Below are 16,761 nucleotides of genomic sequence, written 5' to 3'. Positions count from 1 at the left end.
CTCACCTCCCTGACGGTGGTTTCCTTCGCGGATACTACGGGTTGAAGCCGGTGCGGGAATTGTGTCAGGTCATAAAATCCAATTAATCGTACGGCTCAGGTTTACCGGGTGGTCATCAAGTAATGCGCCAAGGCTGCGTACGCGGGCAACGTCACCCCATCATTGGCGGCATTGCCCGCGATGGGATGGGACGCGAAACGCACAATCACCATTTCAGCCTTGGGGTCGATGTAGATGCTCTGGCCGTGCACGCCACGGGCCATGAAGGCGCCATCCGGGTTATGGGTGACCCACCACATGGCGCGATAACTCCAACCCTGCAACTGACTATAGCCGGCCTTGGCAAATGCGCGCTTATCGCCGCCTTGGCGGATATCGCTCACCACGGCCTCGGGTACGATTTGCTGGCCATTGAAGCGGCCGTTGTTGCGCAGCATTTCGCCAAACCGGCCGAGGTCGCGCAGCCCGGCGTTGAAGCCGCCACCGGCGAACGGCGTGCCGATGGAGTCCACGCTGAAATACGCATCCTGCTCGCTGCCCAGCCGGCTCCAGATCCGCTCGCTGAGCAGTTGCGCGACGTTGCGCCCGGTGGCGCGGGCAATCACCCAGCCGAGCACGTCGGTGTTGACGGTCTTGTAGCCAAACGCCTGGCCGTGCTCACCTTGTTGGCGCACGGTCTGCAAAAACTCGAAATAGCTGCGCGGGCCGGTGTAATCCTTGGGCTTGGGCAGTGGGTTGCCGGCCTGGGCGTGGGCCCAGACTTCGGCGTTGGGGTCGGCGTAGTCTTCGCTGTAGTCCAGCGCGGTGGTCATGTCCAGCACTTGGCGCAGGGTCGCGCTACCAAAGGCGGACTGGGCCAGTTCCGGCACGTACTCGGCGATCCTCTTGCTGGCATCGAGGGTGCCGTCTGCCACCAGCATGGCCCCGAGTGTGCCGACCACCGATTTGGTCACTGACATCGCCGCATGTTGGCCGTCGTCCTTGAGCACGCCGAAATAGCGCTCATACACCACCTTGCCTCGGTGCAGCACGAGGATGCCGTCGGTGTAGGTGGCGTCCAGGGTCTGGCGCCAGTTCAGGGCCTGGCTGGCACCGGTCGGCAGCACCGCAAGGCTGTCGATCCGGGCATCCAGTTGGCGCGCCAGGGGCGACGGCGCGCCGAGCCCGCGCGAGACGTTGACGGTGGGCATCAACTGGCGAAAGTTCGACACGCTCCAGCGCATCGCCGGGAAGCGGAAGTAGCTGCCATCTTCAAAACGCAGGGTGCGGTCAGCCGGTGGCGGCGCGCCGACCATCCACTTGAGCAGGGCCGGATCACTGGCCTGGGCGTCGGGGAAGGGAGTGTCGGCGGCCTGGGTCAACAGGCTGGCAGCGCTGAGGAACACGCCGGTCATAACGGGAAGGAATCGCAGCATCAGCAGGCGCCTTGATGTCGGGGGAGACGACGGGAGCAAGGCCCGGGGCTCGACTCCATTCGAGGGAAACGTTACCGGTCGGGGCAACAGCTAACCGGCAGGATGGGCCAAACGGGGGTGTTCGACAACCGCCATGGCTTCAAATGGGTAGGGAATAATTTGCCCGGGTGCGGCAAAAGCCTTTCACTCCCGGCATCAGGACGTGTAGCGTTAGCCGGTATTTTCGCCCCGCGATGGACAGAGGGATCGGTCATGGCGCAAACGCTGTTCAAGCTGTTTTTTACCCAGCGTCTGGCTGCGTTGGCCAGTACCGAGTCGTTGCGCGCGATTCGCGAAGGGCTGTTGTGGATCCTGCCGTGCCTGTTGGTCTCGGCGGGGTTTCTGATCTTGTCCGAATGCGCCCGGGTATTGGGGTTCGATCCGCAGGTGGTGGGTTTCCTGGCCGGCCTGCACAACCAGATCAGTTCGGTGATCCCGCTGTTGGTGGCGGCGTCGATTGGCTACATGCTGGCGATCCAGTACCGCTTGCCCCAGCTGCCCGTGGCGTTCCTGTGCCTGGCGCATGTGGTGGTGGCCATGTTTATCCTGCGTGAGTACCCACGCGCCTCGGCCACGTTTGTGCTGTTTATCGCGATTGCCTCGCCGCTGCTCAATGTGCCGGCGATTGCCTGGTTGCACCGTTATCGCTGGACGCGGCTGGTCAACGAGGACCTGGTGGGGCACAACCTGCGCGGCACCATCAACATGGTGGTGCCCGGTGCCGTGACGGCGCTGGTCCTGGTGGTGGTGTTGTCGCTGTTGTTGCAGGTGCCCTACGTGGCGCAGTTGCAAGGCCCGCAGGTGCTCGAAGCGCTGGATTCGCCCTACGGCAGCGGCCTGTTTGTGACCTTGATGAATTCGCTGCTGTGGTTTTTCGGCATCCACGGTGTGTATGCGATGCAGCCGCTGTTCGACGTGCTCGACCAGGCCGTGGTGCTCAACGCCGCGGCGTTGGCGGCCGGTGAGCCGATCAGGTACACGCTGAACAGCGGCCTGCTGGGCAGTTTTGCGTTTATCGGCGGTTCCGGTGGCGCCCTGTGTCTGCTGGTGGCGATCCTGCTGTTTTCGAAGAGCCAGTCCATGCGTCTGCTGGCGATTGCCAGTGTGCCGCTGTCGTTGTTCAACGTCAGCGAAGTGCTGTTGTTCGGCTTGCCCATCATCCTCAACCCGCGCTTGTTCATGCCGTTTCTGCTGGTGCCGGCGTTCAACACGATGGCCGCGTTGACGGTGGTGCAGTTGGGCTGGGTGTCGCCGGCGGTGGCCAGCGTGCCGTTCACCTCGCCGGTGCTGTTCAACGCCTACCTCAGCACCCACGGCGATATCGCGGCGGTGGTGCTGCAACTGGTTTTATTGTGCGTCGGCACATTGATCTACGCGCCCTATGTGCGGGCGATCCATCGCCAACCGGCCGAGGGCGGCACGGTGTACCTGCGTTCGCTGGACATGACCTTTCGCGGCCTCGAAGAAAAAGGCCGCTTGCAGGAGGCCGACCCGGTGCTGGCGTCCCACCAGGCTGTTGCGCGCCAGGCCAGTGAACTGAGCCGCATCCAGCAGATCAGCGACTATGAGTTCTACCTCGAATACCAACCCCAAGTGTCCACCCTGACGGGCCTGTGTACCGGCTGCGAAGCGCTGATGCGCGCGCGTGACAGCCAGGGCACGGTGCATTCGCCGTGGGAGTTCTTGCAGTGGCTGGCGCAGGCGCGGCTGATGCCGGATGTGGATGTGTGGGTGGCGTCCGAGGCCGTGCGCCAGTACCAGCATTGGCAGGCGTTGGGGTTTGCGCTGCCGATGACCATCAATATCTCCAGCGCCACCTTGACCGACCCGGCCTACGGCAATCGCCTGGTGAAGATCCTCGCCCAGGCCCATGGCCAGGTGTCGGTGGAAATTACTGAAGACGCGCTGGTGAGTGATATCCAGGCCACGCGCCAGACCATCGAGAAACTCCAGGCCATTGGTGCCAAGGTGTATATCGATGACTTCGGCACCGGGTTTTCCGCCCTGAGTTACCTGCACCAGTTCCCGGTGGATTTCATCAAGATCGACCGCAGTTTCGTGGTCGCCCAATGCGACCCCAAGGGCGCCCAAGTGTTGACGGGCATGTTGCGCTTCTGTGAGGCGCTGAACCTCGGCGTGGTGGTCGAAGGGGTGGAGACCGCCGAGCAGCTGGCCTTCTTGAATACCGGCAGCGAGCTGTTTATCCAGGGCTGGTATTTCAGCAAGGCGCTGCCGGGCGATCAGTTGCAAGGGTTTGTGCGCGAACGTGCGGCGCTGGCCGAGGCTTAGGTCGAGGGGTAGCTGCGTTCGACTTCCTCGACCAAGCCGTCGATGCGTTCCAGGCGCGCGCGGTTGTCGTGGTCCCAGGGGTGAAAGCCGGGGCGGAAGTAATCCAGCCACGGCCGAAACATGCGTGGGAACACACCCCGTGGCCCATACAGAAATTTCAGCATGCGCCAGAAGCCCTTGAGGTGCCCGCCGGCCTTGCGGTCGGCAATCAGCAGGCGCAGGTGGAAGTCAAACACCACCAGCCAGAAGAACAGCGTGGTGGTGAGCATGGTCCCGGTGCGCAGCAGGTAGCGTTTGGGCCCGGGCTCTATTACGCGGTTCCACACATCGAAAGCCACGGCCTTGTGTTCGGTTTCTTCAAGGGCGTGCCAGTACCACATCTGCTGGTAACCCTTGAGTGAGTCGCCAAAGCGCGACGGGTCGCTGAGCAGGATCTCCGCGAGCATGGCGGTGTAGTGCTCCAGGGCAATGGTGATGGCCAGGTTGAACGACGGCGGGAAGTGTTTTTTCTGCCAGTCGAGGATGAACTTCAGGCGCCGGTCCAGGGTGTGCGCCGGCAGGCCGGCGGCTTGCAGCAAGTCGTTGTAGGCCACGTGTTCGCGGCTGTGCATGGCTTCCTGGCCGATAAACCCCTGGATCTGCTTTTTCAGTTCGGGCTCAGCGATTTGCGCGCGGTAGTGACGCACGCTGTCCATGAAAAACAGCTCGCCCTGGGGAAACAGCAACGACAGCGCATTGAAAAAATGCGTGATGAACGGGCCTTGTTCATGCCAGTCCTTGATGCGCTCGGCGGGCAGGGCAAAGTGGAGGTCGCGACGGATCGGCAACATGGCAGGTGCTCCTGTTCAGAGACGGGACTCGTCGTTGGTTTCCAAGACCTGGGCGCGCGGTTTTGGCGCCATGCGCTTGCTGGCGAACACCACCAGCGCTTGATAGGCCGCCGGCAGGCAGCGGGCGAGCAGGTCGAGGAAGTAGGCGTCACGGCCGATCAGCACGCGCCGCTTGTTGTGGCGCACGCCGTGCAGGATCACGTTGGCGGCTTTGTCGGCGTCGGTGATAAACAGCTTTTCGAAGTCGGCGCGGGCTTGTTGTTCGCTGTGGATCAGAAAGCCGGTCATGTTTGCGTCGATGCGGCTGCTGCGGCAGATATCGGTACGGATGCCGCCCGGATGCACGCAGGTGGCGGACACGCCGCAGCGTTGCAGGTCGAGTTCCTGGCGCAGCGACTCGGTAAACCCGCGCACCGCAAACTTGGTGGCGTTGTAGCCGCTCATGCCGGGCTGGGCAAACAGGCCGAACACGCTGGAGGTGTTGATTACGTGGCCGTCGCCGCTGGCTTTCAAGTACGGCAGGAACGCCTTGGTGCCATGGACCACGCCCCAGAAATTGATGCCGACGATCCATTCGAGGTCGGCATAGTCCACGCCTTCCACGGTGCTCGACAGCGCCACGCCGGCATTGTTGAAGATCAGGTTGACCTGGCCGTGCTGCACAAAAGTGTCGGTGGCCCAGGCTTGCACGGCCTCGCGGTCGGACACATCCACCGTGTGGGTGGTAATCATCACCGGCGACAGCGTGGACGCCTTGATGATCGCCACGGTCTGCAACAGCCCCGGGCCGTTCTTGTCGGCCAGCGCCAGGTGGCAACCTTCCCGCGCCAGGGCCAGGGCCAGCGCGCGGCCCATGCCGGAAGCGGCGCCGGTGATGGCCGCGACGCGACCGTTGAATGACTTCATGACAGGCTCCTTTCGGTGGCGCTGGGGCGCGCGGCGACCGGGCGGGGTGGCTGGATCGGCAGCAGCTTGGCCACGTAATCCTTGAGCGCAAAATGCCGGGTGACTTGCTTGAAGCGCCAGGTCGAACCGGGCCACAGGGTGGTGTTCTTGCCGGTGCGCGGGTCGAGGTACCAGCTCTGGCAACCGCCGGTGTTCCAGATGGTGCGCTGCAGCTTGGCCTGCACGCCCAGGTTGTAGGCCTGTTCCACGGCGGGCTTGACCTCCACCGTGGCGATGCGATGGCGTTGCATCTGCTGGAGGGCGTCGAGGATGTAGGTGACCTGGGCCTCGATCATCAGGATCATCGAGTTGTGCCCCAGGCCGGTGTTGGGCCCGACGATCAGGAACAGGTTCGGATAACCCGGCACCGTGGTGCCCTTGTAGGCATGGGCGCCGTCGTGCCAGGTGTCCATCAGGTCGATGCCATCGCGGCCAATGATGCAATCGCGGGGCAGTGGGTCGCTGGCCTGGAAACCGGTGCCGAAGATCAGGCAATCGGCCGGGTGCTTGATGCCGTTGGCGGTGACCACGCCGTCGGCTTCGATGCGCAGCACGGTGTCGGTGACCACCTCGACGTTGCTGCGGGACAGCGCGGGGTAGTAGTCGTTGGAGATCAACACGCGCTTGCAGCCGATGGTGTAGTCCGGCGTCAGGGTTTTGCGCAGGGAAGGGCGCGCCACCTGTTTGTGCAGGTGACGCTGGGCGATCTTCTGCACCATTTTCATCAGCCGTGGGTGCAAGGCAAAGCCCACGACGCGGCCTTCCAGGGCCCAGTAGAACGCGCCACGCACCAGACGTTGGGTGAACGGCAGGTGTTTGAACAGCCAGCGCTCTACGGATGAAATCGCCCGGTCGGGCTTGGGCATGATCCATGGCGGCGTGCGCTGGAACAGGTCCAGATGAGCCACCTGCGGCGCGATCTGCGGCACGAACTGAATGGCGCTGGCGCCGGTGCCGATCACCGCCACGCGTTTGCCTTTTAATGAGTAGTCGTGGTCCCACTGCTGGGAGTGAAAGCGCTTGCCCTTGAAACTCTCGAGCCCCGGAATCAGCGGCAACGCCGGGCGCGACAGGCCGCCCATGCCCGACACCAACACCCGCGCACTGACCTGGCGGCCGCCGCTGAAGCGCAGTTGCCAGCGTTGTTGCTGCTCATCGAACACCGCACGCTCAAGGCCCATGCCAAAACGCAAATAGGGCGCCAGTTCAAAGCGCCGTGCGCATTGTTCCAGGTAGGCGCGGATCTCCGCTTGCGGCGCGAATTGCCGCGTCCAGTCCGGGTTGGGCGCAAAGGAAAACGAATACACGTGGGATTGCACGTCGCAGGCGCAACCGGGGTAGTGGTTGTCGCGCCAGGTGCCGCCGAGGGTGTCGGCCTGTTCGGCGATCAGGAAGTCGGTGATCCCGGCTTCCTTGAGCTTGATGGCCATGCACAGGCCGGCAAAGCCGGAACCGATGATGGCGATGTCGATGGCATCGTCGTGGGCATTCATAGGCTGTCCTCTATGGGCATCTCATGTGCTCCTGTTTTTGTTGTGTGTTTTAGATAGAACACCATTGCAAAGGAAAAATGAATTAATTATTTTAAAAAAGATTTTAAATAATCTACCTGAAAATATCGCCTACGCTAGTCACTGGCTCCTCATATGAGATGTGTCCGACGGACAGCACCTCTCACACGCAGTCAAGGAACAGAGCGTTAACGGTAGCTGAGGCTGGTACCAATACCGGTCAGGCCGTCAGCAGCAGGGAAGCAGAGGACCGAGCTATGGCTGTCGAATGGATTGCCGCTGGCGCTGTGTTGGTGGGCGCGAGTGCTTTGTTATGGGCTTTTAGTGCGCGGATGACTCGGCACATCGAAGCGGCGGTACCGAGCAACGGGCGCTTTGTCGAGGTGGAGGGCGAGCGCTTTCATTATGTGGAAGAGGGCAAGGGCCCGCCGCTGGTGATGATTCACGGGTTGATGGGCAGCAGTCGCAACCTGACGTATGCCTTGTCCGGGCAATTGGCCGAGCAGTTTCGGGTGATTACCCTGGATCGCCCGGGGTCGGGTTATTCCACCCGTCATGCGGGCACCCCGGCTGATCTGCCAGGCCAGGCCCGGCAAATTGCCGCCTTTATCAAGACCCTTGATCTGGATAAACCGCTGCTGCTGGGGCATTCCCTTGGCGGGGCGATTTCCCTGGCGTTGGCCCTCGATCATCCCGAGGCGGTGGGCGGCTTGGTGCTGGTGGCGCCGCTGACCCATCCGCAGCGCATGTTGCCATTGGTGTTCCTGTCGCTGGCGGTACGTCCGGCGTGGTTGCGGCGCTGGATGGCCTACACCTTGACCATGCCTGTCGGGCTGCTGACCAAAGGCGCGGTGGTCAAAGGCGTGTTTGCCCCCGACCCGGCCCCGGCAGACTTCGCCACCCGTGGCGGCGGCTTGCTTGGCATGCGGCCCGGCAACTTCTATGCGGCTTCCACCGAGATCAATACGGTCAATGATGACCTGCCTGGGATGGTCAAGCGCTACCCCGGGCTGACCTTGCCCATCGGCCTGGTCTACGGCTCGCGCGACCAGGTGCTGGACTTTCGCAAGCACGGCCAGGCCTTGGCCGACCTGGTGCCGGGCGTGAAGCTGCAGTTGGTGGAAGGGCGAGGCCACATGCTGCCGATCACGGCCACCGCGCGCGTGGTGGAGGTGGTGCAGCAGGTCGCCAAGCGTATGCGCGCGCCCCAAAGCGCGACGCTTTTGCACCCGCCGTTCGCCCTGGCGAACAAATAAGCGTGGCCTCTGTTGCGGGTTGGGCTGTCGCAAATGCTTGCTCTAGAGACCTGACCAAACAGCTGAAAAAGAGACTGCCCGGTCACGTAAAAAAGGGCTCGAAAAAGTAGTTGACGACCTACCGATTCCGCGTTATTTATTTAAAAAAATATTTCAATTTATATTTTGAAATGATTTTTGAAATGCCTAAGAGCGAATAAAAATGAAAAAAACGTCTTTTATCGCATGGTTGGTTTTCGCGAGCATTCAACGCTCCACGGACCGGTTTTCTGCCCTCCTGCCAAGGAGCCTGTCATGAACTCGACCCTGACAGCTCCAAGCGTATGGACCGACGGCAAGCGCCACCTGTGGTGGTTGGGCATCATGCCGCTGGCCACCCCTCTGTTGTCCGGCGCGCTGGCCATTACCACCGGCATCCAGCAACTGTGGTGGGTCGGCGTGCTGGTGATCTTCGGCCTGATCCCCCTCATCGACGGCCTGCTCGGCGAAGACGTCAGCAACCCGCCTGAATCCGCCGTCAGCCACCTGGAAACGCAAAGTTACTACCGCTGGATCGTTTACACCGGTGTGCTGTTTGTGATCTCGTCCGTGGTCATCACCGGTTGGCTCGCCGCCGGCGGCATCGAATGGATCATCCAGGGCGGCCTGCTGCAAGCCGCTGCCACACTGGAGCCTTCCAGCTGGCTGTCCCACGCTGCCAGCTACATCACCGCGCGCACCCAACTGCATGGCGAACCGAGCTGGTTCACCTACCTGGGCATGGCCATGTCCACCGGCGCGGCAACCGGCATCGCCATCAATACCGCCCATGAACTGGGGCACAAGCCCAACGCCCTGGAAGTGTTCCTTGCCAAGGTCACCCTGGCGCCCACGTTCTACGGGCACTTCTACACCGAACACAACCGTGGCCATCACGTCCGCGTGGCGACCCCCGAAGACCCGGCCAGCTCGCGCCTGGGGGAGAGCTTCTGGGCCTTCCTGCCGCGCTCGGTGTGGTTCAGCGCCCGTTCGGCGTGGAACCTGGAGCGTGAACGCCTGCGCAAACTCGGCTTGCCGGCCTGGCACTGGCAGAACGGCGTGCTCAGCGCCTGGATGTACAGCGTGGTGTTGTGGGGCGCGATGATTGCCTGGCTGGGGGCGGCGGTGATTCCGTTCCTGATTATCCAGGGCGTCTACGGTTTCTCCTTGCTGGAAGTGGTGAACTACGTCGAGCACTACGGCCTGAAACGCCAGAAGTTGCCCAATGGTCGTTATGAACGTTGCTCGCCTCGGCACTCCTGGAACAGTAATCGGATTGTCACCAATATCTTCCTGTTTCAACTGCAACGGCACTCCGATCACCATGCCAACCCGACCCGTAGTTATCAGTCGCTGCGCCACTTCGATGAGTCGCCGCAACTTCCGTATGGTTACGCGAGCATGATTGTCTGGGCTTATGTGCCTTACTTGTGGCGCCGGCGCATGGATCACCGTGTACTGAATCATTACGCCGGGGATATCACCCTGACCAATCTTCAACCGTCACAACGCTTGAAGTACCTGGAGAAGTACAGCGGCAGTGCCAAGCCGTTCTGACCTGAACTAACGCGTAAGTGGGCGTACTCGGGATCTGTGTATCGCGCAGGTTTTTATCGCCCACGGTTTCCCGGTTTAGTTGCAAGAAAGTTGTTTGACCCTAACAAAAATAATTTCAAGGGAAGGACGTACACCATGCAAGCACCTGCCAAGTTCACCACCCATATCCTATTGGCCGCATTGGGGCTGATCGTCTATCACCAGGCCCAGGCCGCGCGCATCGAGCCGGCCGGCAGTGCCTTTACGGCCCAGGGCCCCATCAGTTTTTCCAAGGGCGCGCTAATCAGCGCCGACTGCACCATCAAGGTGGCCGGCAAGGTCGCGGCGGATGGTTCATCGGTGAATGTCGAAAGAGTCGAATTCGACGGCGGCCTCAAGTGCAGCCGGGTTGAAGCCATCAACTTGCCCTGGGTATTGGTCGCCAAAGACACCAAGAGCGGTTCCATGTCGAAGATCAGCGTGGACGTGCACGCCTTCGGCCTGGGCGGCAAGTGTGGGCCTTCCACCGCCGACGGTACGTGGGATAACGCCACCGGTAAGTTGGAAGCCAGCAATGTACCGATTGGCGAAGACTGCAAGATCAAGACGGTGTCGATCAAGATGCCACCCAACTTCAAAGTTGTGGAATAAGCGTCAGATGTTGTAGCGGTAATCGAATTGAGATTTGGCTGGAAAGGGAAGTTCTGCTGTGTTTCACCGTGACCTCTCGTTCATGGCCATTACCCCTGGCGAAATGACTTCGCCTTAACATGTGAGGAACAATAATGAAAAGTTTGAAAACCCTCGTATCGTTCACTGCTTTGGCTGTTTGCATGGGTGCGGCCTCAATGGCCAATGCGGCGTCGTTCAGCCCAGTGGGCAAAACGTTCACCACGGATGCCACCGGCACTATTGTGGTGAAGTCGCCGTCGTCATTTGGTGGTGCCGTGACCTGTAAGGCTGTATTCCAAGGCACTGTTCGCGCCGATGGTAAAGCGGATATCACCAACGTAACGATTTCCCCGGGCTCCAGCACCCTGTGCAACCTGCCCAACATTACCGGCCTGCCTTGGCTGCTGACGCCTGTCACCACCACCACCGGCACCGCAACCAACGTCGGCTACACCATCACCGGTGCTCCACCACTGATCCCGGCCACCAACTGCGGCCCATCGCAGATCAACGTAACCCTGGCGTCTACGGCGTCGTCCATCAGCCTGGCGGCTGCCAACCAGCCACTGTCAGGCAGCTGCACCGTGCAGTCGCTGAATGTCACCGCGACCGGCGTGACCATCGTTCCTTGATAACGACACTCCGTAACAAGGGCTGATCACCCGTAACAACGCAGGTGCCCCTCGCGGGGCACCTGTTTATAGGTGGTCGAGTTTGCCGGACAGGTGGGGAAGATGGTGAAAAGACTACATGCCTTCGCAGGAGCAGGATTGTTTGCGCTGTGGGTGAGTGTGCCTTTGGTCGCCAGTGCCGCGACGTTCAGTAACCCAGGCTCACTGTTTACCACCAGTCCAACCGGCACGATTACGCTGAGGTCGCCTTCGTCTTTTGGGGCGGCGATCAATTGCAATATTCAGTTGTCCGGCGGTGTACGGCTGGATGGTTCGGCGATCGACATCCAATCCATCCGGCTTTCAGGGGCTGAGGCGCTGTGCCAAAGAGTGCAGATGAACAATTTGGTCTGGAAGTTGACGCCCACCACACTGACGGCTGGCGTGCTGAGCAATCTCGGATTCGTCATTGCGCCGCTTCTTCCTCTTATTCCGGCCTCCAACTGCGGCCCCGCAACGTTTTCCTTGGGACTGGCAAATGGACCTGGGGTGCTCAATGTATCGGCCCTGAGCCTCTATCTACCGGGCAGTTGCAGCGTGTCGTCACTGAACGTCGCCATACCCGCTACGTCCATCATTCCCTGATTAATGCACCGCGTTAACGAATAGACGCTGGCGGAGCCGGCTGAAAAATAAAATGTCTGAGGACCAAGACAATGCAAAGCGTCAGCTCACGAATTTCCTTGGCCGCACTGCTCTTGGGTGTGGTGTTCACCTCATCGATGGCAACAGCGGCCACGTTTGCACAAGCGGGAACTGCATTTACCACCACGGGTTCGATTTCCACAGCGGTCAAGATGCTCGCGTGGACCCCGGTTCCCTGCAACCTCACCTTGACCGGCCAAGTCGCCGCCGATGGCAGCCACGCAACCATTACCGGCGCCACCTTTACCCCCGTCAGCGGTACCAACTTGCTGTGTACCTATTCGGCACCGCTCAACCTGCCCTGGACGTTGCTGCCCACCAGCGCGAATACGGCAACGCTTGCCGGTTTCAGCGAGAAGGCGGCCTACGACAGTTGTGCGACGCCCAGCACCTTGAGCCTGCAATGGAGCGCTGCCAGCAGCGCCTTCAATCTGGCTAGCCCATACACGATGAATGCCACTTGCAAGATCACCGCGTTGACCTTCAAGCCTTCGCCGGTGCTGACGATCAACCCTTGAGGTTGATCCTGGCGCCGCTATTCGAAGTACCGCCTTTGACCAGGCGAACCAAGCAGCATGACGAACCGGCTGGGGTCGGTTCAGTGAGATAACAATAAGGAGTGCCGCATGAATAATAAAAAACAACAGGTACAGGTATTGCTGGGGTTGGCGCTGATGGGAGGGGTGATGGTTGCCGCGCCGGTGCAAGCCGGCGGCTTCTCCACACCGACCTATGGTGCGCAGGGCTGGGGACGTGCGTTTGGCGGGGGCTCGCTGTTCAAGAACGACCCCAGTTCCGCCTACAACAACCCGGCGGCCATGGCATTTGTTGAGCACAATGTTGCGCAATTCACCGTCGATTACGCGCGAATCAAGATCAAGTACAAAGGGGAGGCCAACAACTATCTTGGCAACCCCGTGACCAACACGCCGGTCACTGACGAAGGGTTCCCGGGCTCAGAGGCCACGGTGAACAACAACGATGGCGGTGAAGGCGGGTTCACCGCCTGGTTGCCCACCGGTTTCATGGTGATGCCCCTGGGTGACCGCTTTGCGTTCGGCTTGAGCCAGGTGGTTCCGCAAGGCATGCGTTCAACGTGGGATTCGGACTCGAAACTGCGGGATTTTGCGGTAGACACCAAGATTGAAACCGTCGGCCTGACCGGTTCTCTTTCGTTCAAAGTGAACGATCAGTTCTCGATTGGTGGCGGTGTCATCGTCCAGCACAGCAAAGGCTTCGTCAGCCAGAACATCGACTTGCTGGCGGCAGCCTCCAACTCCCAGTCCGAGTTGTTGGGCGGCATCGACTTCCCGGCAGGGGTCGGTGGCGCGCTGATGCGGGTCAAGGTCGATAATATCTCGGCGGGCTGGTTCACCGGTGTCGTCTGGAAACCGACGCAGCAAGACACCCTGGGCCTGAATTATCACGCCAAGATCAAGAACAAAATGACCGGCAAATACAATATCTACGCCGATCAGTTTTCCTACAACCTGATGACCCAACCCAGCCCGTTTGGTGGCAGTGGCACGCTGGTCGAAGAGGCTTACCCTGGGCTGAAGCTGTTCCCGGATGGCGCGCATGCCAGCACCCAACTGGACATTCCGGCCACGGCGGCCTTTGACTGGGTCCACCAGTTCAACGACCGTTTCACGTTGGGCGCCAGTGTGGCCTGGACTCAGTGGTCGTCGTTCAAGGACCTGACCCTCAAGTCCGGCGATATCACCATCGTCTCCATTCCCTACAACTACAAAGACACCTGGATGTACTCCGTGGGTGGCGACTTCCGTGCCACGGATGAGCTGACCCTGCGTGCGGGCGTGGCCCTTGACCAGACGCCAACCCGTAATTCGACCCGTGACCCACGGATTCCAGACGGCGACCGTACATTCCTGTCATTGGGCGCGGGCTACGAGGTCAAAGCGATCAAGGGCTTGAGCCTTGACGTGGCGTACTCGCACCAGTTCGTCCAGGAGGTCAAGTTGAAGACCAAGAACGTCGACCGCCTAGGGGGCGCGAGCCTCGACGGTAAAGCCGAGTCGTCGGGCGATGTGGTGAGTGTGTCGGCCACCTACGCGTTCTGATGATTGATCGAGGATGATGGAAGAGGGCATCAAGCGCATCTTGCTGCCGTTATTCCGTGGTTCATCCTCATTCCTTTTTTGCGTGTTGATTGATCCGGCTGACCCGTTCAGCCGCTGTTTTTTTCGCCCAAGCATTAAATAAAAATTTCAAAACAAAATTTGAAAAATGCTTTGCGAGTTTGTAGTGTGGCTTTGTGCCGCAGCTTATCCGGGCTGTGGCACCGAGGCCGTACCCTGAATCGAGTAGAGGTATCCCCATGGTTATCTGGTTATTGGCGGGTGTCGCAGCAGCGATTGCCCTGGCGTATCGACAAGCGGCGGCCACCTTGTGGCTGGGTGCGGGCCTGGTCTGGCTGGCGGTGGGTTATCTGTTCAATGTGGTCGAGGGCTTGGGTGTCACGGTCGCAGCCTTGCTGGTGCTGGCGCCCGCTTTACTGATGACGATCAAGCCTCTGCGCCGCACGCTGTTGACCCGCAAGGCCCTGGCCTTGTTTCGCACCATCATGCCGGCAATGTCCGACACCGAACGCGCCGCCATCGAGTCCGGCACCGTGTGGTGGGACGCCGAGCTGTTCAGCGGCAAACCCGACTGGCAGCGCCTGCTGCAAGCCGCCCCGGCCAGCCTTAGCGCAGAAGAGCAGGCCTTCCTCGATAACGAGGTGGAGACCCTGTGCGACATCGCCAACGACTGGGAAACCACCCAGGTGTGGCAGGACATGTCCCCCGAAGGTTGGCAGTACACCAAGGACGCCGGTTTCCTCGGCATGATTATTCCCAAGCAGTACGGCGGCAAAGGCTTCTCCCACTACGCCCATTCGCAGGTGGTGATGAAATTGTCGACGCGCTGCTCGGCGGCGGCGATTTCGGTGATGGTGCCCAACTCCCTGGGCCCGGCCGAGTTGTTGTTGCACTACGGCACCGACGCCCAGCGCAACTACTACCTGCCACGTTTGGCGCGGGGCGAGGACATTCCGTGTTTTGCCCTGACCAGCCCTTACGCTGGCTCCGACGCCGGCGCGATCCCCGACCTGGGCATCGTCTGCAAGGGCACCCATGAAGGTGAGGAAGTGCTGGGTTTCCGCGTGACCTGGGACAAGCGCTACATCACCCTTGGGCCGATTGCCACTGTGCTCGGCCTGGCGTTTCGCGCCGAAGACCCGGACGGTTTGCTCGGCCCGGCCGGTTCGTTGGGCATCACCTGTGCGTTGATCCCGACCGCCCATCCAGGGGTCAACAGTGGCCGCCGGCATTGGCCGTTGAATGCGGTGTTCCAGAACGGCCCGACCACCGGCAAGGATGTGTTTATCCCACTGGAGTGGGTGATTGGCGGCCGCGAACAAGTCGGCAACGGCTGGCGCATGCTGATGGAATGCCTGGCAGCGGGCCGGGCGATTTCCCTGCCGTCGGCCAACGTCGGCCTGGGCAAGGTCGCCGTGCGCGGTACCACTGCGTATGCGGCGATGCGCAAACAGTTCGGCCTGCCCATCGGCAAGTTCGAAGGCGTGCAGGCACCACTGGCGCGCATGGCCGGGCATTTGTACGCGTGCGATGCGGTGCGCAAAGTCTCGGTGGCATCCCTGGATGCCGGCGAAAAACCCTCGGTGATCTCGGCCATTGCCAAGTACCACGTCACCGAACGTGCACGGATCATCGTCAACGACGGCATGGACATCGTGGCCGGCAAGGGCATCTGCATGGGGCCGAACAACTTCCTGGCCCGTGCCTACCAGCAAAGCCCCATCGCCATCACGGTGGAGGGCGCCAATATCATGACCCGCTGCCTGATTATCTTTGGCCAGGGCCTGATCCGCTGCCATCCCTACGTGTTCCGCGAGATGGAAGCGGCGCGCAACCCGGACCGGCGCCAATCCCTGGAAGACTTTGACCGTGCGATGTTCGGCCATGTGAGTTTTGTCCTGGCCAATACCGTACGCGCCGCGGTGCATGCGCTGACGGGCGGGCGGCTGATTTCCGTACCGGCCAAGACAGATCCGGCACTGGCGTCCTACTACCGCCAGGCCAATCGTCTGTCGGTGGTGCTGGCATTGATCTCGGATGTGTCCATGGGCGTGCTGGGCGGAGCCCTCAAGCGCAAGGAAAGTATCACTGGGCGTTTGGGGGATATGCTGTCGCAGCTGTACATCCTGTCCTGCGTGCTCAAGCGTTTTGAGGACGACGGCCGGCCCCAGGCGGACCTGCCGCTGGTGCATTGGGCGGCTCAGGATGCGTTGCTGCGCGCCCATGAAGCCCTCGCCGAAGTGCTCGACAACTACCCATCCAAAGCCGCTGCGGCGGTGGTGCGTGGCTTGAGTTTTCCGTTGGGCATTCCCCTGCGCAAACCCTCGGATCGCCTGTTGGCGCAGGTCGCGGACGTCGTGCAAACCCCCGGCGAGACCCGCGACCGCTTGCTGGCCAATTCCTACATTCCGCGCGCGGAAATCGACAAGTTGGCCTACGGCGAACTGGGCTTCCGCTTGTTGCCACAGGTGGAGTTGATCGACGCACGGCTCAAACCGGCGATCAAGCAGGGCCTGCTCGAACCGCTGCCGATCTCGGCCACGGCCTTCACCGCGTGGCGGGTCAAGGCGCGGGCGCAGGACCTGATTAGCGACGACGAAGACGCCCTGCTGGCGCGTTATGTGGAATACGCCGATCACGCCATCCAGGTGGACGACTTCCCGCAGGACTTCGGTCTGCTGGAGGCGTTGCAACAGCGCAAGCAGGCGCTGGAACCGGTGGCCAAGCGCCGCAGCAGCCAAGGCGAAAACGCTTCGGTCAACTAGCCGCAACGCGGTCAATGTGGGAGCTGGCTTGCCTGCGATAGCGGTGTATCAGGCACACCGCTATCGCTGT

13 protein-coding genes are annotated in these 16,761 nt (G+C 61.2%); 9 read left to right on the top strand and 4 right to left on the bottom strand.

Going from position 1 to position 16,761, the window contains the following annotated elements; genetic code table 11:
• Positions 1 to 101 precede the first annotated feature (101 nt).
• On the bottom strand, positions 102 to 1,415 hold the full coding sequence (locus NUV89_RS09425; RefSeq protein ID WP_257781066.1) for a serine hydrolase: 1,314 nt from the start codon (positions 1,413 to 1,415) through the stop codon (positions 102 to 104).
• Positions 1,416 to 1,667: 252 nt separating this feature from the next.
• Between NUV89_RS09425 and NUV89_RS09420 the strand changes: the two genes are divergently transcribed.
• Entirely contained in the window at positions 1,668 to 3,743 is a 2,076-nt protein-coding gene (locus NUV89_RS09420; protein ID WP_257781065.1) for an EAL domain-containing protein, read from the top strand.
• Here NUV89_RS09420 and NUV89_RS09415 read toward each other — a convergent pair.
• Genes NUV89_RS09415 through NUV89_RS09405 form a run of 3 tightly spaced genes read right to left on the bottom strand, consistent with a single transcriptional unit; the run spans position 3,740 to position 7,011 of the window.
• Entirely contained in the window at positions 3,740 to 4,573 is an 834-nt protein-coding gene (locus NUV89_RS09415) for a metal-dependent hydrolase (RefSeq protein ID WP_257781064.1), read from the bottom strand. The two genes, NUV89_RS09420 and NUV89_RS09415, sit on opposite strands and share 4 nt — an antisense overlap.
• 15 nt (positions 4,574 to 4,588) lie before the next feature.
• Positions 4,589 to 5,479 (bottom strand): SDR family oxidoreductase, encoded by an 891-nt coding sequence (locus tag NUV89_RS09410; protein ID WP_257781063.1) that lies wholly within the window; start codon positions 5,477 to 5,479, stop codon positions 4,589 to 4,591.
• Positions 5,476 to 7,011 (bottom strand): NAD(P)/FAD-dependent oxidoreductase, encoded by a 1,536-nt coding sequence (locus NUV89_RS09405; protein ID WP_257781062.1) that lies wholly within the window; start codon positions 7,009 to 7,011, stop codon positions 5,476 to 5,478. The genes NUV89_RS09410 and NUV89_RS09405 overlap by 4 nt, the downstream gene beginning before the upstream one ends.
• A gap of 275 nt (positions 7,012 to 7,286) precedes the next feature.
• Here NUV89_RS09405 and NUV89_RS09400 point away from each other — a divergent pair, with 275 nt between their 5' ends.
• From NUV89_RS09400 to NUV89_RS09365, 8 genes are all read left to right on the top strand, one after another.
• Positions 7,287 to 8,285: an alpha/beta fold hydrolase gene (locus NUV89_RS09400; RefSeq protein ID WP_257781061.1), complete on the top strand. Its 999-nt coding sequence runs from the start codon at positions 7,287 to 7,289 to the stop codon at positions 8,283 to 8,285.
• Between the two features lie 294 nt (positions 8,286 to 8,579).
• Positions 8,580 to 9,860: an alkane 1-monooxygenase gene (locus NUV89_RS09395; protein ID WP_257781060.1), complete on the top strand. Its 1,281-nt coding sequence runs from the start codon at positions 8,580 to 8,582 to the stop codon at positions 9,858 to 9,860.
• Between the two features lie 135 nt (positions 9,861 to 9,995).
• Complete coding sequence (praA, locus tag NUV89_RS09390; RefSeq protein ID WP_257781059.1) at positions 9,996 to 10,490, top strand: alkane oxidation protein activator PraA; 495 nt, start codon at positions 9,996 to 9,998, stop codon at positions 10,488 to 10,490.
• A 134-nt stretch (positions 10,491 to 10,624) separates the two neighbouring features.
• Complete coding sequence (gene praB / locus NUV89_RS09385) at positions 10,625 to 11,143, top strand: alkane oxidation protein activator PraB (protein WP_257781058.1); 519 nt, start codon at positions 10,625 to 10,627, stop codon at positions 11,141 to 11,143.
• Between the two features lie 102 nt (positions 11,144 to 11,245).
• Complete coding sequence (gene praB, locus NUV89_RS09380) at positions 11,246 to 11,767, top strand: alkane oxidation protein activator PraB (RefSeq protein WP_308220191.1); 522 nt, start codon at positions 11,246 to 11,248, stop codon at positions 11,765 to 11,767.
• Positions 11,768 to 11,865: 98 nt separating this feature from the next.
• Positions 11,866 to 12,345: a protein activator gene (locus NUV89_RS09375; RefSeq protein WP_257781056.1), complete on the top strand. Its 480-nt coding sequence runs from the start codon at positions 11,866 to 11,868 to the stop codon at positions 12,343 to 12,345.
• A 108-nt stretch (positions 12,346 to 12,453) separates the two neighbouring features.
• On the top strand, positions 12,454 to 13,908 hold the full coding sequence (locus NUV89_RS09370; protein ID WP_257781055.1) for an outer membrane protein transport protein: 1,455 nt from the start codon (positions 12,454 to 12,456) through the stop codon (positions 13,906 to 13,908).
• Positions 13,909 to 14,165: 257 nt separating this feature from the next.
• On the top strand, positions 14,166 to 16,691 hold the full coding sequence (locus NUV89_RS09365; protein ID WP_257781054.1) for an acyl-CoA dehydrogenase: 2,526 nt from the start codon (positions 14,166 to 14,168) through the stop codon (positions 16,689 to 16,691).
• Positions 16,692 to 16,761 lie beyond the last annotated feature (70 nt).

Source organism: Pseudomonas sp. 18.1.10, assembly GCF_024655625.1.
Taxonomy (GTDB): Bacteria; Pseudomonadota; Gammaproteobacteria; order Pseudomonadales; family Pseudomonadaceae; genus Aquipseudomonas.
The sequence above is the reverse complement of the archived record's forward strand: the minus strand, read 5'-3'. Positions and strand labels throughout refer to the sequence as shown.

What these genes read in the sequence shown, in the direction of transcription:
- NUV89_RS09425 (WP_257781066.1), bottom strand. Translation starts at nt 1,415, where the DNA reads ATGCTGCGATTCCTTCCCGTTATGACCGGCGTGTTCCTCAGCGCTGCC.
- NUV89_RS09420 (WP_257781065.1), top strand. Translation starts at nt 1,668, where the DNA reads ATGGCGCAAACGCTGTTCAAGCTGTTTTTTACCCAGCGTCTGGCTGCG.
- NUV89_RS09415 (WP_257781064.1), bottom strand. Translation starts at nt 4,573, where the DNA reads ATGTTGCCGATCCGTCGCGACCTCCACTTTGCCCTGCCCGCCGAGCGC.
- NUV89_RS09410 (WP_257781063.1), bottom strand. Translation starts at nt 5,479, where the DNA reads ATGAAGTCATTCAACGGTCGCGTCGCGGCCATCACCGGCGCCGCTTCC.
- NUV89_RS09405 (WP_257781062.1), bottom strand. Translation starts at nt 7,011, where the DNA reads ATGAATGCCCACGACGATGCCATCGACATCGCCATCATCGGTTCCGGC.
- NUV89_RS09400 (WP_257781061.1), top strand. Translation starts at nt 7,287, where the DNA reads ATGGCTGTCGAATGGATTGCCGCTGGCGCTGTGTTGGTGGGCGCGAGT.
- NUV89_RS09395 (WP_257781060.1), top strand. Translation starts at nt 8,580, where the DNA reads ATGAACTCGACCCTGACAGCTCCAAGCGTATGGACCGACGGCAAGCGC.
- praA (WP_257781059.1), top strand. Translation starts at nt 9,996, where the DNA reads ATGCAAGCACCTGCCAAGTTCACCACCCATATCCTATTGGCCGCATTG.
- praB (WP_257781058.1), top strand. Translation starts at nt 10,625, where the DNA reads ATGAAAAGTTTGAAAACCCTCGTATCGTTCACTGCTTTGGCTGTTTGC.
- praB (WP_308220191.1), top strand. Translation starts at nt 11,246, where the DNA reads ATGGTGAAAAGACTACATGCCTTCGCAGGAGCAGGATTGTTTGCGCTG.
- NUV89_RS09370 (WP_257781055.1), top strand. Translation starts at nt 12,454, where the DNA reads ATGAATAATAAAAAACAACAGGTACAGGTATTGCTGGGGTTGGCGCTG.
- NUV89_RS09365 (WP_257781054.1), top strand. Translation starts at nt 14,166, where the DNA reads ATGGTTATCTGGTTATTGGCGGGTGTCGCAGCAGCGATTGCCCTGGCG.